Here is a 26176-nt window from a genome sequence, read left to right as displayed (position 1 = left end):
GCTCCGGCGATGATCTTGGCGTTTTCTCGGCTGGTGTAGGGCTGCATGCAGCCTGCACTCTACCTCATGTTGAACTCTGATCCAATCTGTGGTCAGTAGCCGTCCCCGCGATGCAAGCGGCCAACTCCATTCCCGAAGGCTACGCCATGAGCGATGACGTCAGTGACGGCTGGGCCGCGTCCGCGTCTGCGTGGATCGTCGAGCAGGGCGATCACGGTGATTACGGTCGCCGCTTTGTGCTGGATGCACCGATGCGGGCGCGCGTCGAGGGGCGCGGCTTCCGCAATGCGCTCGACGTCGGCTGCGGGGAAGGGCGGTTCTGCCGCATCATGCAGCGCGCCGGCATCCGCGCCACCGGCATCGATCCGACCGAAGCACTGCTGGCGCGGGCTCGCGAATTGGACCCGTATGGCGATTATCGGCTCGCCCGTGCCGAGACGATGGAGGTCGAAGCGGAGTTCGACCTGGTCGTCAGCTATCTCAGTCTGATCGACATGCCCGATCTCGCCGCGGCGATCGCGAAGATGGCGGCCGCGCTGCGGCCGGGCGGCACGCTGCTGATCGCCAACCTTACGAGCTTCAACACCGCAGGCCAGCCTGACGGCTGGACGCGCGACGGCAATGGTGTCCTGCGCTTCGCGATCGACCGCTATATGGACGAGCGGCCGATCTGGGTCAGCTGGAGCGGCATCCGTGTCCAGAACTGGCATCGCCCGCTCAGCACCTACATGACACTGCTGCTCGGTCACGGCCTCCAGTTGCGCTTGTTCATCGAACCGCAGCCCGCAGCCGGCGATCCCGACAGAATTGCTCATCATCGCCGCGTGCCCTTCTTCCACATCATGGAGTGGCAGAAGCCGACTAAGCTCCAACAGCGAGTTTGGCCTGAAAGAACCGCGTGACGCGATCGATCGCATCCGCCGTCATCGGGTCGGTGTCCGAGAAATCAAAGCCGTGGGCCCTGCCCGGATAGGGGACGAATTCGGCCTCGGCGCCGACCGACTTGGCGAGCGCAACGAGTTTGCGCCCTTCTGCAATCGGGACGTTCTTGTCGGCCTCGCCATGCAGCGCGATCAGCGGTGGCATGTGTTTGACCCTGGCGGCCATAATCTTGGCAGCCATGGCCCCGGGCATGCCGCCGTAGAGCACAGCGAGCGCGGCAACGCGGGTGTCGCGTGCTGCAGCGTCGGCCGCGATGTAGCTGCCCAGCGAGAAGCCGAGCAGACCGATGCGTCCCGAACTGTCGGATCGACCAACCACAGCCGTCACGGTGGCGGCGACCGTATCGGCCCAGCCGTCGAATCGCGTCGTCTCATAGGCCTCGCGGATCTCATGCGAGGTGGATGACAACGCAGCCATGTCGGCTGACGTCATGTAGCGGAGAAAATAGGTGTCGATGCCTCGTGCCGTCAGCGCATCGGCATATCGCTCGTAGGCGCGAGCCCTGAGCTCGACGCCGCGGGCACCGTGCAGCACGATCACAGCGGGACGCCTGTCCGATCCGGCCGCCGCCAAACGCGATACGGAGAGGCTGTCGCCGCCGGAGGTGACCTTGAACTCTTCGCCGGGAGCGCCGTGTGTGGCGATGGACGAGAGCATGGTGGCAAGGCCGGCCAGGGCCGTCCGGCGGGTGATCATCAGCGAACTCGCTCGCGGGAGATTCCGGATTGAATCCCTCGCGCGTATAGTATGCTTGCGACGGAATCTTGACGCGAGTTTTCCCGATGATCTCCCATCGTCCCTCCGTGCTCGCCCATGAGCGGTTCGTTGCCGACCGCGAGAATTTTGCCGGCCTCGACCTCGCCGCGCGTTTCGATCGGATCGAACGAACCAATTTGTGGGGTGCTGCGACGTCGGTCTCTGGTCTCGGCTCGGAGGATCGCGCCACCGCGGGGATCCGCGAGGCGCTGCCCGGCCTGTTGCAGCGGCTCGGCGCGCGTTCGCTGCTCGATGCGCCATGCGGCGATGCGGGCTGGATCGGCAGCATCAAACTCGATGTCGATTATACCGGCATCGACATCGTGCCGTCGCTGATCGCGGCCAACATGGCGCGCGTGGCGCGAGGTGATGTGCGCGGGCGTTTTCTGGTCGCCGATATCACGCGCGATCCGCTGCCGGGTTGCGATGTCATCCTGTGCCGCGACTGCCTCGTGCATCTGAGCTTCCGGAACATCGCGCGCGCCATCGCTCGCTTTCGCGCAAGCGGCGCGCAATTCCTGCTGGTGACGACGTTCCCGGAGTGGAAGGACAATGGCGATTGCGAGGACGGCGACTGGCGCGCGCTCAACATGACCAAGGCGCCGTTCCACTGGCCGCCCCCGCGCGAGCTGATCGATGAGCGCTGCGACGAGGGCGGTGGCAGCTGGCGCGACAAGAGTATCGGGCTCTGGCGGCTGGATGAGTTGCCTGAAGGCGACGCAGAGCCCGTCTAATCGGCCATCATCGCCGCGACGTGCGATGCGGCAGGACCAGCACGCCCGTCACGCGTTGTCCGACAATGCTTTCGATCGCCTCCGCGATATCGCCGCTGAATTCAGCGCTGATGACACCGGCCATGTACTCGCTCTTGGCGTAGGCGGTGATGATCCCGTCGGACAGTTCCGCGCAATGAAACCCCTGGAAATATGTATCGTATGTCTTGGCACCGAGGATGAAATTGAGTTTGGCCTGAACGGCCAGATTTTCTTCGTCTGTCAAAATAGCCATGCGAGCTCCGAGTCCGCCGGTTCGAGATACGGAGCGGGACGCGGAGGGTTGCACATGAGGCCATGAGAAATTTGCCGGATTAGAACCTCCGGACATCGAAGCAATAGACGCAAGGAGTGTGGTTGATGATCGATGCCAGATGCAGTTGTGGCGCAGTCGTCATTTCGCTTCCGGGACCGACCAATCTGGTCGCGGCCTGTCACTGTATCGAATGCCAGCGGCGGAGCGGCGCGCCCTTTGGCGTCGGTGCGTTCTATTCGGCCGATTCCGTCACGATTTCAGGGACGCCGAAGGAATATGCGCGTCCCGCCGAGAGCGGCGGCACGGTCCGCTCCTATTTTTGTCCTGACTGCGGCTCGACCGTTTATTGGAAGGCCGACAATCTGCCGGCCATGATCGGCGTCGCCGTCGGCGCAATCGCCGACCCGAATTTCGCGGCGCCAATCAAATCGGTCTTCGAGCGGTCGAAGCATGTGTGGGTGACTGTCGACGGCGCGGGCGTCGAGCATCTTCAACAGGGCAGCTTGCGGAAGACGTCGAGCTGACGAACGCGCATCGATCGTGGTGCCGGCTGAGGGGATTGAACCCCCGACCTTCGGTTTACAAAACCGCTGCTCTACCGCTGAGCTAAGCCGGCCACGCGCAAGGAACCCATCCGGGTTGCCGGCTGGCGCCGGCGCATCCGCTTGTGCGCGGTCGCAATACCAGACTTGTCCGGGAAGTGCCAGAACCTGCGGTGGCGTCCGCCGGCATGAAACAGGCGGCCCCTTTTGGGGCCGCCTGAGCCATTTCGACCGAGTTTTGGGGCCTACTGGCAGAGGTGCTGCCGGCCGTCTTCACCCTTGAACCACGTGCCGGGCCTGCACACGATGCCGTTGCGGGCCGCATAGGCATCCCAATTGCCATACCAGCCGGGCCCGCTGCGGTCGTAGCTCGCATAGGAATTGCCCCAGCCCTGGAACGGCGCGGCGGCGACCGTTGCTGCGGTGCCGACGGCGGCGCCCGCCACCGCCCCCGCCGTGTCGACCGGCCAGAAGCCCGATTGTCCCTGATCATTCGGGTTCACTTGCCGATGGGCCATGTGCCGGCGGCGATAGGTGCGATCCGTGGTGGGATTGCCGGGGGCGAGATTTTGGCAAGCGGGATCCTGGAACAACCCCGAGCAGCGGGCTGCATTATCGGCCGCAGTTTGCGCGAAGGCTGGTGTGGCCAGCGTGGACGCAACGATTGCGGCCAAGCCAAGAAGCTTCAGGCTCGTCATGGCATTCTCTCCATGTTGTTGAGACCTGTGCTAAGTGCGATGTGACGCTGTCGTTCCGCGTTTTCTGGCCTGCGGGGTCACATCGACGTGAACCCGCTCTGGATGTGCAATCTGTGCCGAGCAACCTTGTCCACGTGAGCGATGCAACGGCTGTCTCGCCCGTTAACGCTTCACTAGCGTGCTTCGCGGCATTTGAGCGGCGCGCGATCCTTACGCGTTAGGCTTACCGGAATTTGGTCAACGCGCCTTAACCCTCTCTACGCTGCAATCCGTTAGGTTGTGGTCCGGACAACCGGAATCCTTCCATGCGCGCATCCGCGCTCGCGGCCTTTCTGATCGGACTGCCCGCAACGGCCTTTGCCGGCGGCGGCTTCGATATCGTCGTGCCCAGCCGTCCCGGCGTGCCCATCATCATCAACAATATCGATGCGTCCTATAGCGTCGTCGAAGGTGTCTGGGGCCTGGGCAAGAACGTCCAGGTACAGCCCACGATCTATGGCGGGCGCTACGTGGCCGAGCGGCAGCCCACCGATGTCGGCCATTATTACCCGAGCATGGGCTTGCAGCCCGGCTATGGCCGCCTCGAGATCGAGCCGCCCGCGAACCGCAAATTGCCGCAGCCGGCAGAGAGCTATCACCAGAGCTGGGGCGCGTCGTCCGCGCCGCTATCGCCGCAAATGGATGTGCCGGTCAATCCACCGCCGGTGATCCTCGCGCCAGAGATCAACGATCAGCCACGGCGCCGTCGACCACGGCCGCGTGCAGAAATGCCCGCCAAGCCGCCGGGTTAAGAAACGTCAAAATCCAACAAAACAGAAATCAACAGGAGAGAGTAATGCGTCAGATGATTTCGGGACTGGTCGCGGCGGCTGCCGTGATGTTCGTGGGCGCTGCGCCCGCCATGGCCTGCGGCTTCAACCCGTGCCAGCCGGTTGCCCCGGTCTATTCCGGCTGCAACACCGGTTGCGGCGGTTATGGCTACGGCGCCGGCTATGGTTCTGGCTATGAGCACCTCGCGGAGCCGAACTCGCAATATTACTACGTCAACCAGGGCCCGACCTACACCGGTCCGGGCGCCTTCGCGCCGACTCCGACCTACCAGGAAGACGCGGTCGTCGCGCCCGCCAATTATGGCTATGGCTATGGCTATCGCGCTGCTGCCTATCATCACCGCCCGTACTACCGTCCGTATCGCTACGGCTACGGCCCGCGCTACGGCTACCTGCCGCGCACGCATTACGGCTATGGCCCGCGCTATGGCTACGCCCATCGCTACGCGCCCGCGCCGTATTACGGCGGCCACCGCGTGCTGCGCCGCTATTACTGATCTCTGAGCGGTTGAGCCAACGAGACGCCCGTCCGCGTGATGCGGACGGGCGTTTTGTTTTGTTGCTTCTCTTCTTGACGCGTTTTCTTGACGCGAACCGGGATCCACTTCGCTCGAAAACGCTATCTCTTCATCAGCCCAAGCCGGCTCGCACCGACATAGAGCGAGAGCACGGCGGCGTTCGAGACGTTGAGGCTCTTGATCTCGCCGGGCATGTCGAGCCGCGCCACGATGCTGCAGGTCTCGCGCGTCAAACGCCGCAGCCCGGTGCCTTCCGCGCCCAGCACCAGCGCGATCGGCTCGCGCAGTGCGACATCCGAGAGGTTCTCGCTGCCCTCGCTGTCCAGCCCAACAGTCTGGAAGCCAATTTCGTTCAACGTGGTCAGCGCACGCGCGAGGTTTGGCACGGTGACCATCGGCACCAGCTCCAGCGCGCCGGAGGCGGCCTTGGCCAGCACGCCGGTTGCCTCAGGGCTGTGGCGCGCAGTCGTGACGATCGCCTTCACCGCGAACGCCGCGGCCGAGCGCAGGATGGCACCGACATTGTGCGGGTCGGTGATCTGGTCGAGCACCAACACCATGCCTTCCTGCTTCAAGTCCTCGATGTCGGGAGAGGGCAGGGGATCGGCCTCGGCCAGCAGACCCTGATGCACGGCATCGGGGGAGAGCAGGCGGTCGATGTCCTGGGGCCGGACGATCTCGGGCGCGATGCGGGTTTCGATGTTTTCGTCCGCCAAGCGCTTTGCGGCGTTCTCGGTCAACGTCAGCTTGCGGATCTGCCGCGCCGGGTTGGAGAGCGCCATGGTGACGGTGTGCCAGCCATAGAGGATGACGGGTCCGTCGGCATGCGAATCGCGTTCGCGCCAGGCTGGCCGGCCGGCCGATTTCCCGGGCCTGTTGAAGGGCTTAGACCCGCCACGAGGGCCCTTGGGGATGAATTTTCGATCCTTCATGGGCTCGCTTGTGTCACGGGTCCCGGAATATGGCAATTTGGATGGCTTCGAGGGCGATTTTAGCTGTTCGCCTCGGTTGACTTTACCCCACCGCTTCGCCCATAACCGCGCCCGGTCGCGCCCCCATCCGGGCTGTCGCGGCCTTCACGTTCCATGGCCGTCTTCGGTCCGCCGGCAAGGTCCGGCCCGATTGTGCTGCCGTCGAGCGGGGGAGTGTCCCGAGTGGCAAAGGGAGCTGACTGTAAATCAGCCGCCTTATGGCTTCGCAGGTTCGAGTCCTGCCTCCCCCACCAGCCTTCGCTCGCTTCGCGAGCTTCGGCCGGGCAAGCCAGCCCGGATCATCGTTGTGCGAAGCTAGCGAAGGCTGCCACGCCGTAGCCCGAAGGGCGCAGGCGGGCTATCTTCAGGCCCAATCCATCCATCATTCCTCATGCGATCGGTCGGCGCTCCACACGAGCTCGGTGTAAAACGGTATCGTGCCAACCGGCTCGAAGCCGAGACGCAGATACAGCCGCAGCGCCGCGGCGTTGCCGGACATGACCTTGAGGCGAATTTGGCGGGTGCCTTGCCGCGCTTCCTCCACGATGGCCTGCATGATCGCCGTGCCGATGCCGCGCCCGCGGATCGTCAGGATCGAGCCGACCTAGCTAGTTTACGCGCTTCTTTTTCTTTCTGCTCGTCGTCGATGAACTTTCGATAAGTGCAGATAACCTCATCGTGCATCGGGAAGTGAAATATTGGTACCCTTTGGATTTTCTTTGCTTCACTCATCGAACTTCCGGGTTCAAGTTCAGTGAGCTCAAGAAGCGATCGGGTGTAGTGTTGAAAGGTGCCATATGCGTTCACGTCAGCGACCTGCAATCCCGCAAAGTCCTTCTTATCGGCGCTGACGAGGCTTGCTAAAGTTCGGACTATATATTGCTCGCTCTCTACCGTTGAATTCCTCGTCGCCGCAAAAATCCGCTCGGCGTCACCATAATTTTTGTGCCCAGCTTCCATGACGAATTGAATGTCGAGGTCGCTATGGTCTTTGAAAGCTTGAATAGCGTGATGCGGCACGAAACTTAGGCAGTGGCGAAAACAAAGGCCGTATCGGCTGTCTAATCTTTTGCCTCTTGCGTCGCCTCCAGACAGATAGAGGCGGCGATAGTCTTCATCGTTCAACGCAACCGTAAAGCCGAACTCAAGATTATTGAGTGCGAGCGACGCCGCGCGGTTCATGAAGACCCGCTTTTGAACGATCTTCCATCCTTTGAACTCTCCCTTGGATTGGCGCATCTTATTAGAGTGGAAGTACGTCAGCCCGTTTTTCTTTAGGAGCGATTTCCACTTCGGAGCGAACGTTGCCCATTGCCCCAAGCGTCCGACCCAGCCACCCAAGATGGTGTACCCCGATTCATGGGTGCCGCTCTCGTCGATGTAAACAGTTACAATCACGAGAACTGCTCTCCGGTGGACGCTAGTCATTCTGGAAAAATTAAGCTGTAGCAAAAGACAAAGAAGCAGAAGCCAACAAACTGGCTTCTGCGTCCCTGTTTCACATCAGGCTCTTGATGATTACCGCCAAGCCAAAGAGGCAGGCAGCAACATTGATCCTGATTTCAACGGTGATACGAGGTCTGTTCATTTGAAAGCCCTCGGATCACGCCGGCGCAATCCGTTAGGGTTGCGTAGAGCGCCCAGTATCAACGGCAATCAACCGGCCGTTCACTGGAGTATCGGCCCATCAAACGACGTTCTAGAACCGCCTCTGACGGCCCCTTGTCGCATCCGGGTGTCCATCTGCTGGGTCGCTGTTGATGGCGAGTGCGTCCGGGCCGGGCAAGGAGATATGGCTTGTCCTCGCACACTGCGCCCTTGCGAGGGGGCTGGCGGGAGGGACCATGCGCATTCTGCCGACTGATTCGCGTTTTTGTCCACGAGCTGTGATCGTCTTGCCCACCGGTAGGACTACGGTGCAGCGGCTCAAGCAATTGGCGGCAACTCAAGCGGGCCCTCCGTTGGGATCACGCCTCGGTGTCTCGGTTCGCCCTTAGCTCTTTGCAGAATGCTGGCCGCCGCGCTAAAAGACGGGTCGTCAACCTCAGGTTTTCTGATCGAATGACGCGCTGGGAAGCACTAGTTCGGTATGATGATGAAATCCGCGAAGCGGCGGCCAAGCTGATTCAGTTTGGCTCGCATTCGGTCGCCAAGCTGGGCGAGGCGTTCTTCGCTCTTGATGAAGATCGCAAATACCTCCCGAACATCGTTGCGCGTCTGACCGAGGAGGCGGCGCTTGAGGCCTTGGAGGCCGAGCGCGCTGAAGCCACATCCACAGGTTGAAGCGCCTGATAGGCTGATCACAACGAGATTCAATTAAGGGCAGCGGGGGCTCCACGTGACAATTTGTCGAAAGCCGCGCCTGCCGTTGAGGCAGGTGCTGGCGGTTCTCGCCACCATCGTGGTGGGAGGATGCTCGCTGGTTCCGCATCCGATGACGGATGCCGAACGGGCTGCCGAGCTCCAGGTCGACACGGTCGCGATGTTCGCGGATCAGGAGCCGCTGAACCATCCGCTGACGCTGCACGAAGCCTTGGCGCGCGCGCTCAAGTACAATCTCGATGCCCGCGTGAAGGTGATGGAGGAGGCGCTCGCCGCCGACGACCTCGATCTCTCCCGCTACGATCTCTTGCCCAAGGTCGGCTACAACGGCGCCTATCTCACCCGGAACAATGTCGAGGGATCGTCGAGCCGCTCGGTCACGACAGGCGTGCAGACGCTGGAGCCGTCGACGTCGACCGACAGGGACCGTCTGGTCGCTGACCTGACGTTGTCCTGGAATTTGCTCGATTTCGGCGTCAGCTATTTCAACGCCCGTCAGCAGGCAAACCGCATCCTTGTGGTCGACGAGCAGCGGCGCCGGGTGACGCAGAACCTGTTCCAGGATGTGCGGCGAGCCTTCTGGCGCGCCGCTGGCGCGCAGGTGCTGAATGCGAGGATCAAGTCGGCGATCCGCGAGTCCCAAGGCGCGCTGACGAATTCCCGCCAGGTGGAGAAGGAGGGTCTGCGGCCGCCGGTCGACGCGCTGCGTTATCAGAAGGCGCTGCTCGATCTGTTGCGCCAGCTTGAAAGCGTGCAGCAGGTGCTGGCGATCTCGAAGACCGAGTTGGCCTCGCTGATCAACCTGCCGCCCGGCCAGAACTACACGCTGGCGGTTCCGCGCTCTCTCGCCGTGCAGCCGCTGAACGTGTCGATGGCGCGGATGGAAGAAACCGCGCTGATGCTCAACCCCGACATCCGGGAGCAGAGCTATCTGAAGCGGATCAGCGTCGACGAGGCACACAAGGCGATTCTGAAGCTGCTGCCCAGCGCAACCCTCAGCTGGGGACCGAACTACGACAGCAACAGCTTTCTCGTGAACAACACCTGGACCGCCGGCGCGGTTCGTATCGGCGGCTATCTCAACAGCCTGATCCTGGCTCCGGTGACGCTCAGGCGGACCGACAACGCCACGCTGCTCGTCGACACGCGGCGTGAGGCGCTCAGCATTGCCACGCTTGCCAAGCTCCACATCGCCTATCAGCAATATCTGGCGGCGAGCCGCGACTATCACCGCTCGACGGAGCTTGCCGACGTCGATCAGCGGCTCTCGCAGCAGATCACAAACCGCACCGCAAACGACGTGCAGGGCGATCTCGAGCGGATTTCGGCCGAGGTCAGCGCGGTGTTCTCCGAGCTGCGGCGTTATCAGGCCTATGCGGAGGCGCAGGCCGCACTCGGACGAATCTACGCGACCATCGGCGTCGATCCGGTGCCGAGCGAGGCCACGGCCTATGACGTCATCGAGCTGTCCAAAGAGATCAGGCGGGGCATGCAGGAGTGGCAGCGTGGCCGGATCGTAGAGCCCGTGGCGGACGCGGGGCAGGCGGCTCCGTCCGAAGTCGCCAATACTGCAGCGGCCAAGACGTCAACGCCCAAGACGGAAGCTGCCAAAACGGCTGCGCCAGGCACGGCGCCGTCCAGTATTGCCACCGCAGTCACGAATGCGCCGCCGGCGTCCGATCAGAAGACCGGCGTCAACTGAGCGGGAGCGATGCCGGCACATGAGCAGGAACGCGGGGCGGACCGAGCAGGCCATCTGCCGATGCGACGTTGCGGCGTGAAGCGCCGCTTCAGTTCGCGCGGAGCTCTAGCACTCCTTCTGCTCGGCGTCACAGCTGCGGGAATACGCGCGCAGACTCTGCCGGGCGGTCTGGACTCCGCCGGGGCGGATTCGGGCCAGGAAATTCGCGCCCAGCTCACGCCGCGCCACTACACCACGCTATCGAGCGAGATGGCGGCGCGGATCGACCGCATGGCGACCAGGGTCGGTGAGCGATTCAGGAAGGGCGATGTCCTGGTCGCCTTCGACTGTGCCGTCCAGAAGGCGCAGCTGGCGCATGCCCAGGCGGTGCTGACCCAGGCCGAAAAGACTTTTGTCATCAACCAGCGGCTGATGCAGCTGAAGTCGACCGGACAACTCGAGCTCGATATCGCCGCCGCGGAAGTCGAGAAGGCCAAGGCCGATCGCCTGGCCGCCGAGGCAGCGGTGGCCAAGTGTACCATCATCGCGCCGTTCGACGGCATTGCGGTGGACCAGAAGGCGCGCGAATTCCAGTACACCAATGCCGGCCAGCCGCTGCTCGATATCCTCGACGACCACGGCCTCGAGGTGGAACTGATCGCGCCGTCGCGCTGGCTCGCCTGGCTCAAGCCCGGCATGGCCTTCAAGGTCGAAATCCACGAGACCGAGAAATCCTATGCCGCCCAGGTGGTGAGGCTCAGCGGTCGGGTCGATCCGGTCAGCCAGACCATCAAGGTGATCGGCGAGATCACGCAGACCGCGCCCGAGCTGATGGCCGGCATGAGCGGCCGCGCGGTGATCAAGCCGCCGAGCGGGCCGTGAGGCGCAGGCGAGCTGGATCAGCCCGCTAGCCCAGCATCTCCCGCACCATCGGCATCACCTTCCGACCGTAGAGCTCTATGCTCGTCATCAGCTTCCCGTGCGGCAACGGCCCCGCCGAGTACTTCAGCTGAAATCGCGCAATGCCAAGCGCCTTGGCCGTCTTGGCGATTTTTCGCGCGACAGTTTCGGGTGCACCGACATAGAGCGAACCGTGCTCGGCTTCGCTGACGAACTCGTCGCGGCCCATCGGGGGCCAGCCGCGCTCACGGCCGATGCGATCGCGCATGGCCTTGTAGTCGGGCCACAGCTCTTCCCGCGCCTGTTCGTCGGTCTCGGCGACATAGCCGGGCGAGTGCACGCCGATCGGGTGCGCGGGGCGGCCGAATTCCTTGAAGGCGCGGTGATAGAGATCGACGTAAGGCGCAAAGCGCTCGGGATCGCCGCCGATGATGGCGAGCATCAGGGGCAGGTCGTAATGCGCGGCGCGCACCACCGATTGCGGGCTGCCGCCGACCCCGATCCAGGTTTTCAGAGTGCCGTTTTCGACCGGTGGATAGACCAGCTGGTCTTTCAGCGGCGGACGCAGCTTGCCTTCCCAGCTCACCGGCTTCTGCGACAGCAGCGCGGCGAACAGATCGAGCTTCTCCTCGAACAGCTCCTCGTATTTGCGCAGGTCGAAGCCGAACAGCGGAAATGACTCGGTGAACGATCCGCGGCCGAGGATCACCTCGGCACGGCCGTTGGAGAGCGCGTCCAGCGTCGCGAAGCGCTGAAACACGCGGATCGGATCGTCCGAGCTCAGCACCGTCACGGCCGAGCCGAGATGAATGCGCCTGGTGCGCGATGCGATCGCGGCGAGCACGGTCTCGGGCGAGGAGATTGCAAAATCAGACCGGTGATGCTCGCCGAGCCCAATGAAGTCGAGCCCGAGCTGGTCGGCCAGCACCGCCTCGTCGACGACGTTACGGATCACCTGCGCATGCGGAAGCATGCTGCCTGTTGCGTCCTTGGTGACGTCGCCAAAGGTATCCAGTCCGAATTCGAGCGGTGCGGTCATCGATCAGGTCTCTGTGGGGAGAATCGACCAGACTTAATGGACGGCAGCCAGGTCACAAGGCGGCTTTCGGAAATGCTCGGTTTCCGTTTGTGCGTCCTACCGCCACATCCCGCGCATCCGCGCGCCGATGTCGATCTTCGGACCCTGCGATGCGGCGCGTGCGCCAGCTGCGGCGGCCTTCGGCCAGGCGGCGCGCTCGAACAGAAAGACCAGCTGCTCCGGGATGAAGCGGGTGCGTGAGGCGTAGACGTGGCGGTCGCCCTTGGCTTGCTGGCCATGGACGAAGAAGCGCTGCGGCACGACGAGATGCAGATCGTCCTTGGCGCGCGTCATCGCGACGTAAAGCAGGCGGCGCTCCTCTTCGAGCTCGGCCGAGGTGCCGGCGCCGAGGTCGGACGGCATGCAGCCGTCGACGACGTTGAGCACGAACACCGACTTCCATTCCTGGCCCTTGGCGGAATGGATGGTGGAGAGGATCAGATAGTCCTCGTCGCGGAGAGGCGGACCTGACTTGTCGCTGGTCGCATCCGGCGGATCGAGCGTGAGCTCGGTCAGGAATTTTTCGCGCGATGAATAGCCGCTCGCGATCTGTTCGAGCTGCATCAGATCGGCGCGGCGCGTCTCGGAATCTTCGTGGATGCGGTCGAGATGCGGCTCGTACCAGAGACGTACGCGCTCGAGATCGGCCGGCCATTCCGAGTAGCGCAAGTTTTCGACCGTGCGGACGAAGCCCGTCCAGTCAGCGCCGGTGCGCGGCGGCACCGGAAGCTGGCCGAGCGCATGCAGCGGGTCCATGCTCTCGGCCATCTGGTCGAGCACGCGCTGTGCGGTCGCTGGTCCGATGCCCGGCAGCAGATGCAGGATGCGAAAACCGGCGACGCGGTCGCGCGGGTTCTCGGCAAAGCGCAGCAGCGCCAGCACGTCCTTGACATGCGCGGCGTCGAGGAATTTCAGCCCGCCGAATTTGACGAAGGGGATGTTGCGGCGCGTCAGCTCGATCTCGAGCGGGCCGGAATGCGATGACGTGCGGAACAGCACCGCCTGGTGCTTGAGCAGCGCGCCTTGCTCGCGATTGGCCAGCACCTGCTCGACGATGTAGCGGGCCTGGTCGGCCTCGTCGTGCACGGTGACGAGCTGCGGCTTCTGCGAGGAGGTGCGGTCGGTCCAGAGATTCTTGGTGAAGCGCTCGCGCGCAAGCCCGATGACGCCGTTCGCCGCCGCCAGCACCGGCTGCGTCGAGCGGTAATTGCGGTCGAGCGTGATCATCTCCGCCCGCGGCGAGAAGCTTTGCGGAAAATCCAGAATGTTGCGCACCGTGGCGGCGCGAAACGAATAGATCGACTGCGCGTCGTCGCCGACGACGGTGAGCCCGCGTCCATCCGGCTTCAGCGCCAGCAGGATCGAAGATTGCAGGCGGTCGGTGTCCTGATATTCGTCGACCAGGACGTGATCGAAGCGGCCGCCGATCTCGTCGGCGATCAGCGCGTCGCTCATCATCTGCGACCAGTAGAGCAGGAGGTCGTCGTAGTCGAGCACGTGCTGGGTCTGCTTGGCCTCCACGTAAGCGGCGAACAGGCCCTTCAATTCGGCCGCCCAGCCCGCGCACCAGGGATAATGCGCCCCCAACACCTTCTCGATCTCCATCTCGGCATTGACGCAGCGCGAGTAGATCGACAGGCACGTCCCCTTGGCCGGGAAGCGGCTCTCGGTCTTCGACAACCCGCGTTCGTGCCGGACCAGATTCATCAGGTCGGCGGAATCCTCGCGATCATGGATGGTGAAGGCGGGATCGAGCCCGATGCGCTCGGCATATTCGCGCAACAGCCGCGCGCCGATGCCGTGGAAGGTGCCGGCCCAGGTGAGTGCGTCGCGCATGATCGCGGCGTTGTTCTCGCCCAGCACTTTCCGGGAGATGCGCTCGACCCGGCCGACCATCTCGGCGGCGGCGCGGCGGGAAAACGTCATCAGCAGGATGCGGCGCGGATCGGCACCCGCAACGATCAGATGCGCGACGCGGTGGGCGAGCGTATTGGTCTTGCCGGAACCGGCGCCGGCAATGACGAGCAGGGGGGCGCCCACGGTCACGCCATCGGCCACGCCATGCTCTACGGCGCGGCGCTGCTCCGCATTGAGCGTGTCCAGATAGGTTGTCACGAATCGCCCCGATGAAGCCTGCAGAATCAACGATCCCTGGGCGAATCGCAATGTAGCTGGACGCGAGTCGCCCAAGGATTTAGGGGAGAGGGTAGCTCAAGTTCCAATCTGGACGGTTTTGCAGAGATGGCCGATCCCACGCCCGACCTTTTCGAGATGCGCCGGCTGGAATCGCTGAGCAACACCATTTTTGGTGTCGCGATGACGCTGCTCGCCAATGATCTGCCCAAGGCGGGCGAGTTCAAGGCCATGCCGACCTGGAGCGATCTCGCTCAGCTTTATTCCGGCCGCGTGACCGGCCTGATCCTGAGCTTCATCATCGCAGGCGTGTTCTGGATCAGCCATCACCGCCGGCTTGCCCGCCAGCCGGAAGCAGGCCGCCACATCGTGCTGCTCAATCTGATGTTCCTGCTGTCGATCGTGCTCCTGCCGGTGACCAACGGCCTCTACGGGAATTACGGCAGCAGTAGCGCCGTGGCCGTGCTGTTTGGCCTGCATCTCACCGTCATCGCCGGCCTGAATGCCACACTGTGGTGGCTCGTGATGAGCGGCTTCCGCTACCAGCTCATCGCAGCTTTGTTTCCACTGGCCGTGTTCCTGCCGGGGACTGCAGTGGCGGCGGTGGCCCCGCAATATGCGACCTATTTCTGGTTCCTGGCCTTTGGCGGACTTCTGATCCGCCGCCGTATGGACGCGGCGACGGACGGCAGGACCTAACGGCGCCGCTGTGCTTCAACCTTTGGTCGTTGTCGCGCCGAACCCATCGGCAGGCACGTAAAGCTTGACCGGTCGGATTTCGTAAACCGCACTGGGATTGACCTCACGCAGCTTCCGCGCCGCCGCGATCGCTTCTTCATCCGTGTCGTAGTTGACGAGGTGGAAGCCCAGCAGCTGCTCCTTGGTCTCGGCAAACGGGCCGTCCAGCACGATGCCGGCGCCGGGGCCACGCAAGGTGCGGGCCTTGTGGGTGTCATCCAGACGGGCGGCCGGCCCAAGGTGTCCGCTTGCCCTCAAGGGCGCCTGAACTTCGATGACTTTGGCGACGACCGCGGCGTCCTCTGCCGCAGACCACGACAAAATCTCGCCTTCGACATGGTAAGCCAGGATCGCATAAAGCATCGTCACCTCGTTCGTTTTTGGGCGCACGTCCCGAAGGACGTATGGTCGCCGCCGACACCGACAACGGCCGACCTCAAAATATTGCGTCGCGGCGTGTGCGACGAAACGGCGCTGAAACCTGATTGCCGCTTTGCGGGGTGAACGCCGTCCGCAGAAGAGGCGACTGATGGCCACAAGAACAGTTAAGTCTCATCGGAGGCGGCAATGTCGGGTCAGACCATCAAGATCATCTGCGACGCGCGGCGGGCTGGGAAGTCCGAACCTGCCGATCTGCACGACCAGTCCGGCCATCACCGTTATTACGGCAGCTCGGTCGAGAGTGGCGGCGAGCGCATCGTCGAGAGCCGCCGCGGCAAGCGCCCGTCCGTGCTCGCCATCTTCGGCTTCTGAGCCGCGCTGAGCGCGAGCACCTGCGGCGAGGGCTCACCCTCCCGAAAAAAATTTCGAAAAGACAAAAGAGAAAGGCGCGGCGGGAAGACCCCGTCGCGCCCGATTTCTTGCTCGCTGGTCCAGGGCTGAGAGCGCCCCGATGCCAAGCCCTTATTGAGAGCTTAGCGGGCGATCCCAGCGAGGTGACAGCGCCTGGTAAAAGACACTGGATCACCTCCTTTCGTTGATTGCGGGAGATCTCAATATAGGCCGGAAGGCCGCCGCTGTTAAGGGGCGGCGGGCCAAGCGGAACCGCACCCTGTGCGCAAGGGCCGGAAAGCCGGCGAAAGCGCTCCTGGGGGCAGTTGAGACCGCCGCCCGGCCGTGTTAGGGAGCCGGTGTCGCGGGTGTAGCTCAATGGTAGAGCAGCAGCCTTCCAAGCTGAATACGAGGGTTCGATTCCCTTCACCCGCTCCAAAGCGATTTCAATAGCTTAACACGAGTTTTCTGATCTCATTCTGACAACCAGGCTGAACGCCGTTCTAATTTTTGCCAGTGCTATCAGTACCGGAAACGACGTTGTCGCCGTGTTGCCTGCGATCCGTTCGCTGCACGAACCTCTACTGCTCTGCTCAACTGTCTCGGTCGGTCATAGTTGTGACGGACCTGAGGTCCGGTCAGGCAGGAGGAGAAGCAGCGCAACGACCGCGAGCAGCATCCATACGTTCCAAAAGGCGACCGCACCAAATGCCTGGACATAGGATGCCGTCTGGCTGATGCCCCTTGATCCGGCCCCGGAGAGGGTCAGGAAGAAAGGCACCTCCAGTGCCGCCACCCCTAATGCATTGCCGCCGCGTTGCATCGTCGTGAGGACGCCGGCGGCGGATCCTACGTGGCGGTCGTTGATGCCGCTCATCACTGCGTTCAGTATTGGCGTCATGAAGAGGCCCATACCGACGCCGACGAGCAACAGGGACGGAAGAAGCCATGCGGCCGGAAGCGGATCGATCGTCCAGCATAGGACCAGCGCCAGAAGCATCCCGGCCAGGTCCACGAGAACGCCTGCCATCATGATACGGCGCGCCCCAAACGCCGCAAGCCGACTTGCAATCGGCGAAACGATTCCGAACGCTCCACCGAGCATTGCCAGGCTTGCTGCTGTGGCCAGCGGCAAGTACCCATAGCCGGTCTGCATGAGCAACACGTAGGAGAAGCTGAAGGGTGTCGTGGATGCCCAGAAGATGAGGATCAGAAGTGCGCCGACAGTAAATGCGCGGTCGCCAAACAGGTCGGTCTCGAGCAGCGGAGAGAGACCGCGCCGTGATTTCCAGCGCTGGTGGAGGTAGAACCCCACGAAAGCGAGCGGGGACGCGACCAGCATCGCGACCGGCCACCCGACCCAGCCGCGCTCCGGTCCCTCCACCAACGGCAGCATCAGCAGCAACATGGCGAGTGTGCCGAGCGCGACACCCGCAAGGTCAAGCCGCTTGTGCTCGCCAGAACGAACGTCGGCCAGCACAAGCGGTGTCAGGAGAATTGCCGCGATCCCGATTGGGAGGTTCACCAGAAAGATCATACGCCAGCCAAGGTCGAACAGGTCGGTCTGGATGAGGACTCCCCCCAAGATAAGCCCGGCGACGTTGGCAAGGCCGATCGCCACCCCCATTGCACCGAATGCTGTCGTACGCTCGCCGCCATCGGCAAAGGACATTCGCACCAGCGCAAACACCTGGGGCGCGAGCATCGCCGCCGAGGCGCCCTGCAGCAGCCTGCCGGCAATAAGCACCTCAATGTTCGGCGCGACCCCGCAGACGAACGACATCACTGTGAACGCAGCAAAGGCCGCCATGAAAACACGACGCTGACCCCAGATGTCGCCAAGTCGTCCGCCGGTGATCATGCCGGCGGAGAAGGCCAGTGCGTAGCTTGCTACCGTGAGCTCGGCCTCGCCGAAGCTCGCGTGTAGTGAGCTTCTGATTGCCGGAATCGCAATGTTGACGATCGAGTTGTCCATGACCGTCACGAAAATGCCCGAGAGGATGACGGCGAGCGCAACCCGACGGCGGGCATCGATGCCCGGGCTGGCGACCTCTGCGCTCGGTTCGTGGTCGCTCAAAGCGTAACGACGATCTTGCCGAACTGGCCGCTGTTCTCCAGATAACGGTGCACTTCCACCATCTCGTCGAACTTGAAGATGCGATCGATGATCGGCTTGAGCGCGCCGCTCGCAAGACCCTTGGTAACGTACTCGATCGCGGCCTTCCGGCGAACCTCGTCGCCGGTGACCAGCCGGATGCTGTACCCTTTGACAATCGTCATCTTGCGGATCATCTCCAGCACGGGGATCGGCGTGTCATCCTCGCTGAGTGCGCCGTAGATGTAGGCGATGCCCTGATTGGTCAGCGCGGCGATCAGCTTGGGAAAGTCCGCACCGCCTACGGGATCGAAGGCAATGCGTGCGCCATGACCGTTGGTGATGCGCATCACCTCGGCGACCATGTCCTGCTCATGGGTCGCAACGACATGGGCTGCGCCGGCCTCGTGCAGCCGCTTTTTCTTGTCCGACGTGCCGGTCAACGCGATCGGGATCGCACCGGCATGGTTTACAATTTGAATCGCCGCCAGGCCGACGCTACTTGAGGCCGCGGGAATGATGACGAAGTCGCCCGCCTTCACGCGAGCATCGAAGACGAGTGCGCCATAGGCCGTGATGAACATCATCCAGACCGATGCCGCTTCGACGAATGAAAGCGATGCCGGATGCTTCACGACCGCGTGGTCGGGGGCGAGAATGACTTCTCCGTATGTGGAGTACTTGTTGAGGGAGAAGGCCGGAATGGTACTTACTGTGTCGCCCACGGCAACACCGTTGACGTCTTTTCCCACGGCATCGACAACACCGGCGCAATCATATCCCAGACCAGCCGGGAATATCGGGGATTCGACATATCTGTCGTTGCGCCACATGGACTCGGCACGGTTGATGCCGATCGCTTTCACCTTGATGCGAATTTCGTGCGGGCCGGGGGCGGGCACTTCCATCTCGATGAATTCGAGGACCTCCGGCCCTCCGGCCTGTGCGAATTTGATCGTGCGGGACATGATGCTTCCGTTGGGTTGACGGTACGGGGTCCGGCACGAGTTCAAACGGTCGTCTGCGCAGGGCCGGCAATGAGGGCGCTTAGAGAAGGTGTCCGGAAAGGTGTGAGATCTGTTCCGTTCCGGTCAGGAGGCACACGAAGCCATTGCTGGCTTTGAGCCGGATCGGCTGCACGGCCTGATAGGCCTCGGAGTGATAGAAGGCCTTCACGGCCTCGGGACTCTCGAACTCGACGATAACCCGGCGGCGGTGCGGGATGACGCCATCCAGCGGTTGCGCGCCTTCGCCGCGCACGAGAATCTCGCCGCCGTGCGCTGCGATGATATCCGGAACACTCGTGCGGTAAGCCTCATAAGCTGCTGGATCGGTGATCTCGATTTCAACAAAGAAATACCCTTTGGGCATGGTCTAAATCCTGTATCGGTTTCAGCCGATGGCGAGGCTGGCTTTCGTGAAGCAATGGTTGATGCGTCGCAGTCCGAATAGCTTTCGCGTCATGCGCTCATGCTGGGCCGCGCCGAAACGGCGTCTTTCCAGCGCATGAGCGCTCGGTGTTGCGACGGAATCGATATGTCGAGCGCCTTCGCGAAATCGATGGTCACCAGTGCAGTGATATCTGCCGCCGAAAACCGCTCCCCGGCGACGAAGGGCACCTGTTCGAGCCGCTCGTTCAGATCAGTGAGAAAGTTCTGCACGCGCAGCACGCTGCGGTCGACCAGTCCCGGGATTTGCTTATAGCCGTGCGGTCCGGCGATGGCGCGGCCCTTGAGCCTCTCCATCTTGTTGCGCACGCCTTCCATCACCGGCGCAAAGCCTTCGAGCTCGGCGAACCGCTCGCACATGACGACCAGGCCCTTGTCCCTGGACGTCGCGCCCAACAGGGGCGTTTCGGGAAAGGCGTCATCGAGATACCGCATGATGGCCGGCACCTCTGCGATGGTGGTGCCATCTTCGAGTACCAGGGCCGGCACCACGCGGCGGGGATTGATTGCCCTGTAGGCTTCCGAGTGTTGCTCGCCCGCGCCGAGATCGACAGAAATCAGCGTCGGTTTGATTCCCTTTTCGGCCAGGAAAATTCGGACGCGCCGCGAATTGGGGGAGTTGACGGCGTGGTAAAGTTTCAATTTGTCTGACATCGCTTGACTCCTTGTGTTCGACACGGACGACCCACCGTGAGCAGTCGTGTACGTCTCTCGTTCCTGCGTCAGACTTGGGCTCTGCCGCCATCGGCGAACAGCTCGATCCCGGTGACGAAGCTGGAGTCGTCCGAGCCCAGAAACAGCGCGACCTTGGCGATCTCTTCGGGCTCCGCCATGCGGCCCATGGGGACGGTGGAGACGATGCGCGCGATGGCTTCAGGCGGCTGCAGCGCGACTTGCGGCGTCAGGACAGGTCCGGGGCTGAGAACGTTTGCGCGGATGCGCCGGTCCTTTAACTCCGCGGTCCAGGTGCGCACGAATGAGCGAATAGCCGCCTTGCTCGCGGCGTAGACGCCGAAGCTCGGGGTGCCTTTGGCGGCCGCGGCTGAACCGGTCAAAATGATGGAGGCGCCATCGTTCAGAAACGGAAGCGCCTTCTGGACCGTGAAGAGCAGCCCCTTGACGTTCGTGTCGAAGGTCTTGTCGTAGTACTCCTCGGTGATGCTTCCCAACGGAACGAATCCGCCAAGTCCGACATTGGCGAAGAGAATATCGATGCGGCCCTTCGCCTTGACGCTCTCGTAGAGACGATCGAGGTCGGCGAGCTTCGCGACGTCACCCTGAACCCCCGTGACGTTACCGCCGACGGCAGCTACAGCTTCTTCAAGCTCCTTCTGGCGCCGGCCGGTAATGAAGACGTGGGCTCCTTCACTGGCGAAGAGCTTTGCCGTGGCGACGCCGATACCTTGGGTACCGCCAGTAATGACAGCCACTTTTCCATGCAATTTACCCATGGTTAGTTGTCTCTCCGCGTCTCTTTGTGTTGTTGTCGAATGCCCCTGTCCCCGGTCATGGAGACCTTGGGCCGGGCGGTGTCACCGCTGCGGGTCCTGCACGAAGCGCCGTGTCACCTCATCCAGCGTCTGGTTGAAGGCACCGATGCGCTCGATGAGTTCCGCGGTCCGGCTGCCTCTCAAACCGGCCGTGGTGATTACGCCGTCACGGACATAGGTGTAGACACCGCTCACCAGGAATGCGCCGACCGAGCGGAGATACCTGCGTTGGTCCTCGATGGTTACGCGAAAGGTTTCACTCTCGCAGAACTCTCGTGCCGTGAGCGCGCTTGCAAAACCGATCTCGATGACGCCGATGTCCTTGCGTTCGTCGCTGACCCGATGATCGCCGTGGGGAGATGGCGGCGACGGGCGCGCGTTGTCGTACGGTTCCGGCAGATGCAGGCGCAACTTCCGCACCGCCGGCGCGGACGCCAGATGTCGTGCCCATTCCGACAGCCAGGGCCTGAATCCCTCGCCGGATCCGCCGTTCAGATGCAAATGCAGGCGGTACACCCGGTCCGGCCCGTTTGGAATGCCGTCCGGCTCGCGATCGACCAGCGTATGTGAGCCCCGCGGCAGGTTGTAGGCAACGATATGCTCAAACAGATGGAATACGTCTCCGAATAACACTGGGCTTGCCGCGGCGTAGCGGTTGAGGCCTTCGATGTCGGCAAAGCCGATTTCCGCGGCGCCGTCGAGCACGACGTCCATGTGGCGAACGCCGTCCGGCAGAGGCCAGAGGTTCGCCCGGCGGTCCTGCGAAAAGTGGTGCTGCACGTAGTAGCTGATGCCGGGAAGTCGCGCGCAGAGCGGCCCGAGAACATCGCGCCAATAGTCTGCGAACATATCTCGCGGAAGCCCGGCAAGCTTGCGCAGGACGCCATAGGACAGGCAGCAGATGTTCTCATCGCGCGCTGCGAAGTTGGCGGTATCCACCAACTGCGTCGGCGCATTCGGCTGGCTGTGCTGGGTCACGGAAAATTCCCTCCGGCGTTGGGTCGGGCCAACTCGTCGGGTGATGTCTTCTTTGGGGGCCTTCGCAACAAGGGCCAATTGCCGCCCATTCAATCGGCGCCGCCGATTGATCGGCCGTGGCTGGCAAGTTGATGTCCAGGTTACCCAGGTGCTGAGCAGGGTAGTGGCGCTGCAGCTTCATCCAGATTGCAGGCCGCAGCACCAGAGCGTAGGTTCGCGTTCAATCGGCTTGTCCGATCAATCGGTTGACGCGAGGATAGGCGTGGAACTGCGGCAGATCGACTGCTTCCTGGCAGTCGCGAAGGATCTTCATTTCGGAAGAGCGGCGAAGAGACTGTCTCTCGCCCAATCCTCCGTCTCCGAAGCAATCCGCTCCCTGGAGCAGGAAGTCGGCGGACCACTGCTCGTCCGAACGAGCAGGCGCGTCCAGTTGACATCCCTTGGCGAGAAGTTTCGTCTCGGCGTCGAGCCCGCCGCCTTGGTGCTGCACGCCACGCTGGATGATTGCAGGAAGACCGTCCTTGGTCAGTCAAACCGGTTGAGGATCGGCTTCCTCGGTGGTGGACTCTATGAACTAACCCTGCCGTTCGTCAGGCATCTCAGGAGCAAGTTCCATATCGATGTCGAGTGGGTGGAGCTTTCGCTGCTGGACCAGTTTGAGGCGATTGCAGCGGGCAAGGTGGATGCGGCGTTCTGCAGACTTCCGCTCTCCCATGACGGCCTGGTGCAATGCACGGTGCTGCTTGAGGAGAAGAAGAAGCTGGTGGTGCCGGCTGATCACAGGCTCTCGAACAGAGACTGGATCGATCCCGAGGAGCTCGCGCTCGAGACCATACCGACATTGCCCGACAATCATCATCTGGGGGCCTGGGCAGCGATCCATTTCCCCGATCATACGCCTTCGGGACGCCCGATCGCGCGAGGGCCGGTCGTAACCACGATCCGAGAATCTCTTGCGGCCGTCGAATCCGGTGAGGCCGTTGTCATCGTGGGAGCGCGAGCGGAGCTCTATTATTCCAACCCCCGCATCAGATTTATCGAGATCGGCGTTGCTCCCGTCGGTACCGCTCTCGTGAGGCGCCGAGCCGATCGTCGGCGTGTGATACTGGACCTCGAGGAATGCGCGCGCGATGTTGCAGCCGGGTTGGTCGAAGCCGTAGAGCATTGATCGGAACTGAATTCGTTTCAGCCGATCGCCGGCAAATGGCTCGGAAAGGACGAGCATGGGCCGGCAACCGTCATTCTGACAAAGAGAAATCCTGCAACGATCTCAGTCGGCCAAAACACGTGGAAATGTCAGAGTGGCTCTTGTAAACATTGAAAAATCCCGCGACTTCCAAGCTGAATACGAGGGTTCGATTCCCTTCACCCGCTCCAAAGCAATTTCAATGCCTTAGCACGAATTTTCCGATCTCATTCTGACAATCATTCCGACAATCAGGCTGAACACCGTTCCAATTTTTGCCAGTGTTATCAGTCACGAGAACTACCTTGTCGCCGTGACGCGATGCCGGACTGTCGCTATCGGATGTGGCCGCGGAGTGCGGCTTCAGCGACCAAAGTCACCTCACGCGTGCTTTCAGAACAGACGGTCGGCGTAAGTCCGGGCGCGTGGCGTCGGGCTCTCAAGCGGTAGAAAGCGAGCAGGCCCTGATGGCGCCAGCACATCAACCAGCGTCCCCAAAATCGACATTTTGTAGCCCAAACCTCTAGTGGAATTCCCATTTAACGCGGCGGGCAGCGTCAACAAAACTTTCACATCACTACCTTTTCTCGGATCAGGTCGATCATAGCGCGCAGCCCGGCGGGTACGTGCCGACGTCCGGGATAATAGAGCGACAGGCCTCGAAAGGGCGGTGTCCATTCATCCAGCACGCGAACCAGCGAGCCGGCCGCGAGGTCGGCCGCGACATTCCATTCGGTGAGATAGGCGAGGCCGAACCCGGCCCGCGCCGCCGCCAGCATTAAATTGGGCTCGTCGAGGATCAGCGGTCCTTCACCGTCGATCGCCAGCGCTTCGCCGTGGCGCTCGAACTCCCAACGATAGATGCCGCCGCTCGGCAGTCGGCTGCGGATACAGCGATGTCGGGAGAGATCGGCAGGCGTGCGCGGCTTCGGATGCTGCTTGAAATAGGCGGGCGATCCGACAACTGCGAAACGTTGATCGGGCCCCAGCGGCACGGCGATCATGTCCTGCGGCACCAGTTCGACCAGGCGCACGCCGGCGTCGAACCCATCGACGACAATGTCGACCAGTCGTCCCTCAGTGACGATGTCGACCGTCATGTCGGGATATCGGCGCAGATACTCGAACACCAGCGGCTCCATCTGTCGCGCCGCGCCCGCCGATGTATTGATGCGCAGTGTGCCGGCCGGCGTGTCGCGATGGCTTCCCGCCCGCGCCATTGCTTCCCTGATCTGGCCCAGCGCTGGCGCAACGCCGGAAACGAACTGCTCACCGGCCTCGGTGAGCGAGACGCTTCGGGTCGTTCGGTGGAACAGGCGCACGCCGAGTTTCGCCTCCAGCGCGGCGATGGCATGGCTCAACGCCGAGCGCGACATGCCGAGTTCGGTCGAAGCCGCGCGGAAGCCGCGGTGGCGCGCCACCACCAGCACCGCATCGAGTTCGATCATTCCCGATGACCGCATTGTCCGGATTCCTGCACCACTTCATGCAGAATTATACACCTTATCGCACCAACGATAACGCCCTATCTCCCGGTTCATCCACCGTTCTCTGGGAGAGAGTGCCATGCGCTTCATCGACAAGATCTATATCGACGGCGGCTTCGTCACACCGCACGGGACTGAGCTCTTTGACCTCCACAACCCTGCGACGGCGCAGGTTATCGGTCGGGTTCGCCTCGCCGACGCGGAGGACGCACGCGCCGCTATCGCTGCCGCCAAACGCGCGTTCCCGGCCTTCTCGCGCACGAGCAGGGACGAACGCATCGCCCTGCTGCGGCGGATGCATGCCGCCATCAAGGCGCGTCGGGAGGACCTGCTGGAAGCAATCGTCGAAGAGTATGGCGCACCCGTCTCGCGTGCCGGCTTCATGGCTGACCACCCGGCAGATGTCCTCCTCGATATGGCCCGGGTTCTGGAGGACTATCGCTTTACGCGGCGCGTCGGCACGGCCGAGGTGGTGATGGAGCCCTTGGGCGTCGCCGGCCTCATCACGCCGTGGAACAGCGATGCTGGTTTCATCTGCGGCAAGCTCGCGGCCGCTATCGCGGCCGGTTGCACGGCCGTCGTCAAGCCGAGCGAGATGAGCGCGATCCAGACGCAGGTGGTCACCGAAGCGCTGCATGAGGCCGGATTACCGGCCGGCGTGTTCAACATCGTCACCGGCCGGGGCGAAGTGGTCGGCGCTGAGATCACCAGCCATCCCGATGTCGCGAAGATCTCCTTCACCGGTTCGACCGCAGTCGGCAAGGCAATCCTGCGGGCCGGTGCGGAAACGATGAAGAGGATCACGCTCGAACTCGGCGGCAAGTCTCCCACCGTCATCCTGGACGATGCCAATCTGGCGCAGGCGATTCCGTTGGCGCTCGGTGCCGGCTTCATGAACAGCGGACAGGCCTGCATCGCCGGCACACGCGTCCTCGTGCCACGAAGCCGGCTCGGCGAGGTGGAAGAGCTTGCGAAGGCGGCGGTCGGAGAGGTCAAAATCGGTGACCCGCGCGATCCCTCAACGACCGTCGGCCCGATGGTCAGCCAGAAGCAATGGGATCGCGTTCAACGTTATATCCGCATCGGTATCGACGAGGGCACATTGCTCGCCGGCGGCGAAGGCAGGCCGGGCGGGCTCGACGGCTGGTTCGTACGGCCGACGCTGTTCACCAACGTCCGCAATGACATGACCATTGCGCGCGAGGAGATCTTCGGGCCGGTTCTGTCGATCATTCCCTATGCAGAAGACGAAGAGGCGATCGCCATCGCCAACGACACGGTCTACGGCCTGCAAGCGTATGTCCTGTCCAGCGACATGGCTCGTGCGCGACGAGTGGCCGACCGTATCGTTGCCGGTCGCGTGCTGATCAACACGCTGGATCACGAGCCGATGGCACCCTTTGGCGGTTTCAAGCAATCCGGCATCGGCCGCGAATACGGCGACTTCGGTATGGAGGCGTTTCTCGAGCCGAAATCCCTGCTCGGGCTGCAGGCCGCCTGACGCACCAAATCGTCAACTATATCGGACAGCCCCAAATGAGCATAGGTGGACAGCTGGCATCACGTCCGTTCAAGAATGACTT

The 26176-nt window shown here is 62.6% G+C and carries 29 protein-coding genes and 3 tRNA genes; 15 read left to right on the top strand and 17 right to left on the bottom strand.

Features of this window, described 5'->3' with window-relative positions; genetic code table 11:
• The first annotated feature begins 146 nt into the window (after positions 1–146).
• Entirely contained in the window at positions 147–902 is a 756-nt protein-coding gene (locus V1280_RS11800; RefSeq protein WP_334523382.1) for a class I SAM-dependent methyltransferase, read from the top strand.
• Here V1280_RS11800 and V1280_RS11795 read toward each other — a convergent pair.
• Complete coding sequence (locus V1280_RS11795) at positions 862–1638, bottom strand: dienelactone hydrolase family protein (protein WP_334523379.1); 777 nt, start codon at positions 1636–1638, stop codon at positions 862–864. The two genes, V1280_RS11800 and V1280_RS11795, sit on opposite strands and share 41 nt — an antisense overlap.
• A gap of 86 nt (positions 1639–1724) precedes the next feature.
• On the opposite strand from V1280_RS11795, the gene V1280_RS11790 reads away from it, so the two are divergent.
• A complete protein-coding gene (locus V1280_RS11790; protein WP_334523377.1) occupies positions 1725–2432 on the top strand; it encodes a class I SAM-dependent methyltransferase in 708 nt (235 codons plus the stop codon).
• 7 nt (positions 2433–2439) lie between these two features.
• Here the strand turns inward: V1280_RS11790 and V1280_RS11785 are convergent, their stop codons facing one another.
• Complete coding sequence (locus V1280_RS11785) at positions 2440–2706, bottom strand: hypothetical protein (protein WP_334523374.1); 267 nt, start codon at positions 2704–2706, stop codon at positions 2440–2442.
• Between the two features lie 125 nt (positions 2707–2831).
• Between V1280_RS11785 and V1280_RS11780 the strand changes: the two genes are divergently transcribed.
• Positions 2832–3251 carry a GFA family protein gene (locus tag V1280_RS11780; protein ID WP_334523371.1) on the top strand — a complete coding sequence of 140 codons (420 nt, stop codon included), beginning with the start codon at positions 2832–2834 and terminating at the stop codon, positions 3249–3251.
• A 17-nt stretch (positions 3252–3268) separates the two neighbouring features.
• Here V1280_RS11780 and V1280_RS11775 read toward each other — a convergent pair.
• Positions 3269–3343: transfer RNA gene (locus tag V1280_RS11775), tRNA-Thr, on the bottom strand.
• Between the two features lie 171 nt (positions 3344–3514).
• Positions 3515–3967: a hypothetical protein gene (locus V1280_RS11770; protein WP_334523369.1), complete on the bottom strand. Its 453-nt coding sequence runs from the start codon at positions 3965–3967 to the stop codon at positions 3515–3517.
• A 305-nt stretch (positions 3968–4272) separates the two neighbouring features.
• Here V1280_RS11770 and V1280_RS11765 point away from each other — a divergent pair, with 305 nt between their 5' ends.
• Positions 4273–4758, top strand: coding sequence for a hypothetical protein (locus tag V1280_RS11765; RefSeq protein ID WP_334523366.1), 486 nt, complete (start codon positions 4273–4275; stop codon positions 4756–4758).
• 44 nt (positions 4759–4802) lie between these two features.
• A complete protein-coding gene (locus V1280_RS11760) occupies positions 4803–5294 on the top strand; it encodes a hypothetical protein (RefSeq protein ID WP_334523363.1) in 492 nt (163 codons plus the stop codon).
• A gap of 122 nt (positions 5295–5416) precedes the next feature.
• Here the strand turns inward: V1280_RS11760 and rlmB are convergent, their stop codons facing one another.
• Positions 5417–6247: a 23S rRNA (guanosine(2251)-2'-O)-methyltransferase RlmB gene (rlmB, locus tag V1280_RS11755; RefSeq protein WP_334523360.1), complete on the bottom strand. Its 831-nt coding sequence runs from the start codon at positions 6245–6247 to the stop codon at positions 5417–5419.
• 207 nt (positions 6248–6454) lie between these two features.
• On the opposite strand from rlmB, the gene V1280_RS11750 reads away from it, so the two are divergent.
• Positions 6455–6540: transfer RNA gene (locus V1280_RS11750), tRNA-Tyr, on the top strand.
• A 128-nt stretch (positions 6541–6668) separates the two neighbouring features.
• Here V1280_RS11750 and V1280_RS11745 read toward each other — a convergent pair.
• Positions 6669–6872 (bottom strand): GNAT family N-acetyltransferase, encoded by a 204-nt coding sequence (locus V1280_RS11745; protein WP_334538273.1) that lies wholly within the window; start codon positions 6870–6872, stop codon positions 6669–6671.
• A 2-nt stretch (positions 6873–6874) separates the two neighbouring features.
• Entirely contained in the window at positions 6875–7684 is an 810-nt protein-coding gene (locus V1280_RS11740) for a DUF3800 domain-containing protein (protein WP_334523357.1), read from the bottom strand.
• A gap of 663 nt (positions 7685–8347) precedes the next feature.
• Here V1280_RS11740 and V1280_RS11735 point away from each other — a divergent pair.
• The 3 genes from V1280_RS11735 (at position 8348) to V1280_RS11725 (ending at position 11171) form a co-directional block, all read left to right on the top strand.
• On the top strand, positions 8348–8569 hold the full coding sequence (locus V1280_RS11735) for a hypothetical protein (protein WP_334523354.1): 222 nt from the start codon (positions 8348–8350) through the stop codon (positions 8567–8569).
• A 55-nt stretch (positions 8570–8624) separates the two neighbouring features.
• Positions 8625–10310: a TolC family protein gene (locus tag V1280_RS11730; protein WP_334523351.1), complete on the top strand. Its 1686-nt coding sequence runs from the start codon at positions 8625–8627 to the stop codon at positions 10308–10310.
• A 75-nt stretch (positions 10311–10385) separates the two neighbouring features.
• Positions 10386–11171 (top strand): efflux RND transporter periplasmic adaptor subunit, encoded by a 786-nt coding sequence (locus V1280_RS11725; protein WP_334523348.1) that lies wholly within the window; start codon positions 10386–10388, stop codon positions 11169–11171.
• Between the two features lie 25 nt (positions 11172–11196).
• Here the strand turns inward: V1280_RS11725 and V1280_RS11720 are convergent, their stop codons facing one another.
• Together V1280_RS11720 and V1280_RS11715 are read right to left on the bottom strand one after the other, a co-directional pair.
• Entirely contained in the window at positions 11197–12228 is a 1032-nt protein-coding gene (locus tag V1280_RS11720; RefSeq protein WP_334523345.1) for an LLM class flavin-dependent oxidoreductase, read from the bottom strand.
• A gap of 96 nt (positions 12229–12324) precedes the next feature.
• The gene (locus tag V1280_RS11715) at positions 12325–14382 is read right to left on the bottom strand and encodes an ATP-dependent helicase (RefSeq protein WP_334523342.1); all 2058 of its coding nucleotides are present in this window, start codon (positions 14380–14382) and stop codon (positions 12325–12327) included.
• 126 nt (positions 14383–14508) lie between these two features.
• Here V1280_RS11715 and V1280_RS11710 point away from each other — a divergent pair, with 126 nt between their 5' ends.
• Positions 14509–15099 carry a TMEM175 family protein gene (locus V1280_RS11710; RefSeq protein WP_148777124.1) on the top strand — a complete coding sequence of 197 codons (591 nt, stop codon included), beginning with the start codon at positions 14509–14511 and terminating at the stop codon, positions 15097–15099.
• Between the two features lie 15 nt (positions 15100–15114).
• Here V1280_RS11710 and V1280_RS11705 read toward each other — a convergent pair whose 3' ends face one another.
• Positions 15115–15501 carry a YciI family protein gene (locus V1280_RS11705; RefSeq protein WP_148777125.1) on the bottom strand — a complete coding sequence of 129 codons (387 nt, stop codon included), beginning with the start codon at positions 15499–15501 and terminating at the stop codon, positions 15115–15117.
• 204 nt (positions 15502–15705) lie between these two features.
• On the opposite strand from V1280_RS11705, the gene V1280_RS11700 reads away from it, so the two are divergent.
• Entirely contained in the window at positions 15706–15891 is a 186-nt protein-coding gene (locus V1280_RS11700; RefSeq protein WP_334523330.1) for a hypothetical protein, read from the top strand.
• A 382-nt stretch (positions 15892–16273) separates the two neighbouring features.
• Positions 16274–16347 (top strand) — tRNA-Gly (locus tag V1280_RS11695).
• Between the two features lie 172 nt (positions 16348–16519).
• On the opposite strand, the gene V1280_RS11690 is transcribed toward V1280_RS11695, so the two are convergent.
• From V1280_RS11690 to V1280_RS11665, 6 genes are all read right to left on the bottom strand, one after another.
• Positions 16520–17986: an MFS transporter gene (locus tag V1280_RS11690; RefSeq protein WP_334523327.1), complete on the bottom strand. Its 1467-nt coding sequence runs from the start codon at positions 17984–17986 to the stop codon at positions 16520–16522.
• The gene (locus V1280_RS11685; RefSeq protein WP_334523324.1) at positions 17983–18972 is read right to left on the bottom strand and encodes a zinc-dependent alcohol dehydrogenase family protein; all 990 of its coding nucleotides are present in this window, start codon (positions 18970–18972) and stop codon (positions 17983–17985) included. The genes V1280_RS11690 and V1280_RS11685 overlap by 4 nt, the downstream gene beginning before the upstream one ends.
• Positions 18973–19051: 79 nt before the next feature.
• The gene (locus V1280_RS11680; protein WP_334523322.1) at positions 19052–19375 is read right to left on the bottom strand and encodes a DUF1330 domain-containing protein; all 324 of its coding nucleotides are present in this window, start codon (positions 19373–19375) and stop codon (positions 19052–19054) included.
• Between the two features lie 89 nt (positions 19376–19464).
• Complete coding sequence (locus tag V1280_RS11675; RefSeq protein ID WP_334523319.1) at positions 19465–20130, bottom strand: glutathione S-transferase family protein; 666 nt, start codon at positions 20128–20130, stop codon at positions 19465–19467.
• A 44-nt stretch (positions 20131–20174) separates the two neighbouring features.
• Positions 20175–20903: an SDR family NAD(P)-dependent oxidoreductase gene (locus V1280_RS11670; protein ID WP_334523316.1), complete on the bottom strand. Its 729-nt coding sequence runs from the start codon at positions 20901–20903 to the stop codon at positions 20175–20177.
• A gap of 81 nt (positions 20904–20984) precedes the next feature.
• Positions 20985–21998: an EthD domain-containing protein gene (locus V1280_RS11665; RefSeq protein WP_334523313.1), complete on the bottom strand. Its 1014-nt coding sequence runs from the start codon at positions 21996–21998 to the stop codon at positions 20985–20987.
• Between the two features lie 28 nt (positions 21999–22026).
• On the opposite strand from V1280_RS11665, the gene V1280_RS11660 reads away from it, so the two are divergent.
• Entirely contained in the window at positions 22027–23088 is a 1062-nt protein-coding gene (locus V1280_RS11660) for a LysR family transcriptional regulator (protein WP_334523310.1), read from the top strand.
• A 362-nt stretch (positions 23089–23450) separates the two neighbouring features.
• On the top strand, positions 23451–23633 hold the full coding sequence (locus V1280_RS11655; RefSeq protein WP_334523307.1) for a hypothetical protein: 183 nt from the start codon (positions 23451–23453) through the stop codon (positions 23631–23633).
• 42 nt (positions 23634–23675) lie between these two features.
• On the opposite strand, the gene V1280_RS11650 is transcribed toward V1280_RS11655, so the two are convergent.
• Positions 23676–24569: a LysR family transcriptional regulator gene (locus V1280_RS11650; protein ID WP_334523305.1), complete on the bottom strand. Its 894-nt coding sequence runs from the start codon at positions 24567–24569 to the stop codon at positions 23676–23678.
• A gap of 103 nt (positions 24570–24672) precedes the next feature.
• Between V1280_RS11650 and V1280_RS11645 the strand changes: the two genes are divergently transcribed.
• Positions 24673–26094, top strand: coding sequence for an aldehyde dehydrogenase family protein (locus tag V1280_RS11645; protein ID WP_334523301.1), 1422 nt, complete (start codon positions 24673–24675; stop codon positions 26092–26094).
• Positions 26095–26176: the final 82 nt, after the last annotated feature.

The sequence above is a fragment of the Bradyrhizobium sp. AZCC 2230 genome, from assembly GCF_036924495.1.
Taxonomy (GTDB): domain Bacteria; phylum Pseudomonadota; class Alphaproteobacteria; order Rhizobiales; family Xanthobacteraceae; genus Bradyrhizobium; species Bradyrhizobium rifense.
Note: the sequence above shows the minus strand (reverse complement) of the source record. Positions and strands in the feature narration are given on the sequence as shown.

What these genes read in the sequence shown, in the direction of transcription:
- V1280_RS11765 (WP_334523366.1), top strand. Translation starts at nt 4,273, where the DNA reads ATGCGCGCATCCGCGCTCGCGGCCTTTCTGATCGGACTGCCCGCAACG.
- V1280_RS11705 (WP_148777125.1), bottom strand. Translation starts at nt 15,501, where the DNA reads ATGCTTTATGCGATCCTGGCTTACCATGTCGAAGGCGAGATTTTGTCG.
- rlmB (WP_334523360.1), bottom strand. Translation starts at nt 6,247, where the DNA reads ATGAAGGATCGAAAATTCATCCCCAAGGGCCCTCGTGGCGGGTCTAAG.
- V1280_RS11770 (WP_334523369.1), bottom strand. Translation starts at nt 3,967, where the DNA reads ATGACGAGCCTGAAGCTTCTTGGCTTGGCCGCAATCGTTGCGTCCACG.
- V1280_RS11780 (WP_334523371.1), top strand. Translation starts at nt 2,832, where the DNA reads ATGATCGATGCCAGATGCAGTTGTGGCGCAGTCGTCATTTCGCTTCCG.
- V1280_RS11760 (WP_334523363.1), top strand. Translation starts at nt 4,803, where the DNA reads ATGCGTCAGATGATTTCGGGACTGGTCGCGGCGGCTGCCGTGATGTTC.
- V1280_RS11735 (WP_334523354.1), top strand. Translation starts at nt 8,348, where the DNA reads ATGACGCGCTGGGAAGCACTAGTTCGGTATGATGATGAAATCCGCGAA.
- V1280_RS11685 (WP_334523324.1), bottom strand. Translation starts at nt 18,972, where the DNA reads ATGTCCCGCACGATCAAATTCGCACAGGCCGGAGGGCCGGAGGTCCTC.
- V1280_RS11650 (WP_334523305.1), bottom strand. Translation starts at nt 24,569, where the DNA reads ATGCGGTCATCGGGAATGATCGAACTCGATGCGGTGCTGGTGGTGGCG.
- V1280_RS11710 (WP_148777124.1), top strand. Translation starts at nt 14,509, where the DNA reads ATGGCCGATCCCACGCCCGACCTTTTCGAGATGCGCCGGCTGGAATCG.
- V1280_RS11795 (WP_334523379.1), bottom strand. Translation starts at nt 1,638, where the DNA reads ATGATCACCCGCCGGACGGCCCTGGCCGGCCTTGCCACCATGCTCTCG.
- V1280_RS11800 (WP_334523382.1), top strand. Translation starts at nt 147, where the DNA reads ATGAGCGATGACGTCAGTGACGGCTGGGCCGCGTCCGCGTCTGCGTGG.
- V1280_RS11700 (WP_334523330.1), top strand. Translation starts at nt 15,706, where the DNA reads ATGTCGGGTCAGACCATCAAGATCATCTGCGACGCGCGGCGGGCTGGG.
- V1280_RS11645 (WP_334523301.1), top strand. Translation starts at nt 24,673, where the DNA reads ATGCGCTTCATCGACAAGATCTATATCGACGGCGGCTTCGTCACACCG.
- V1280_RS11785 (WP_334523374.1), bottom strand. Translation starts at nt 2,706, where the DNA reads ATGGCTATTTTGACAGACGAAGAAAATCTGGCCGTTCAGGCCAAACTC.
- V1280_RS11720 (WP_334523345.1), bottom strand. Translation starts at nt 12,228, where the DNA reads ATGACCGCACCGCTCGAATTCGGACTGGATACCTTTGGCGACGTCACC.
- V1280_RS11790 (WP_334523377.1), top strand. Translation starts at nt 1,725, where the DNA reads ATGATCTCCCATCGTCCCTCCGTGCTCGCCCATGAGCGGTTCGTTGCC.
- V1280_RS11670 (WP_334523316.1), bottom strand. Translation starts at nt 20,903, where the DNA reads ATGGGTAAATTGCATGGAAAAGTGGCTGTCATTACTGGCGGTACCCAA.
- V1280_RS11680 (WP_334523322.1), bottom strand. Translation starts at nt 19,375, where the DNA reads ATGCCCAAAGGGTATTTCTTTGTTGAAATCGAGATCACCGATCCAGCA.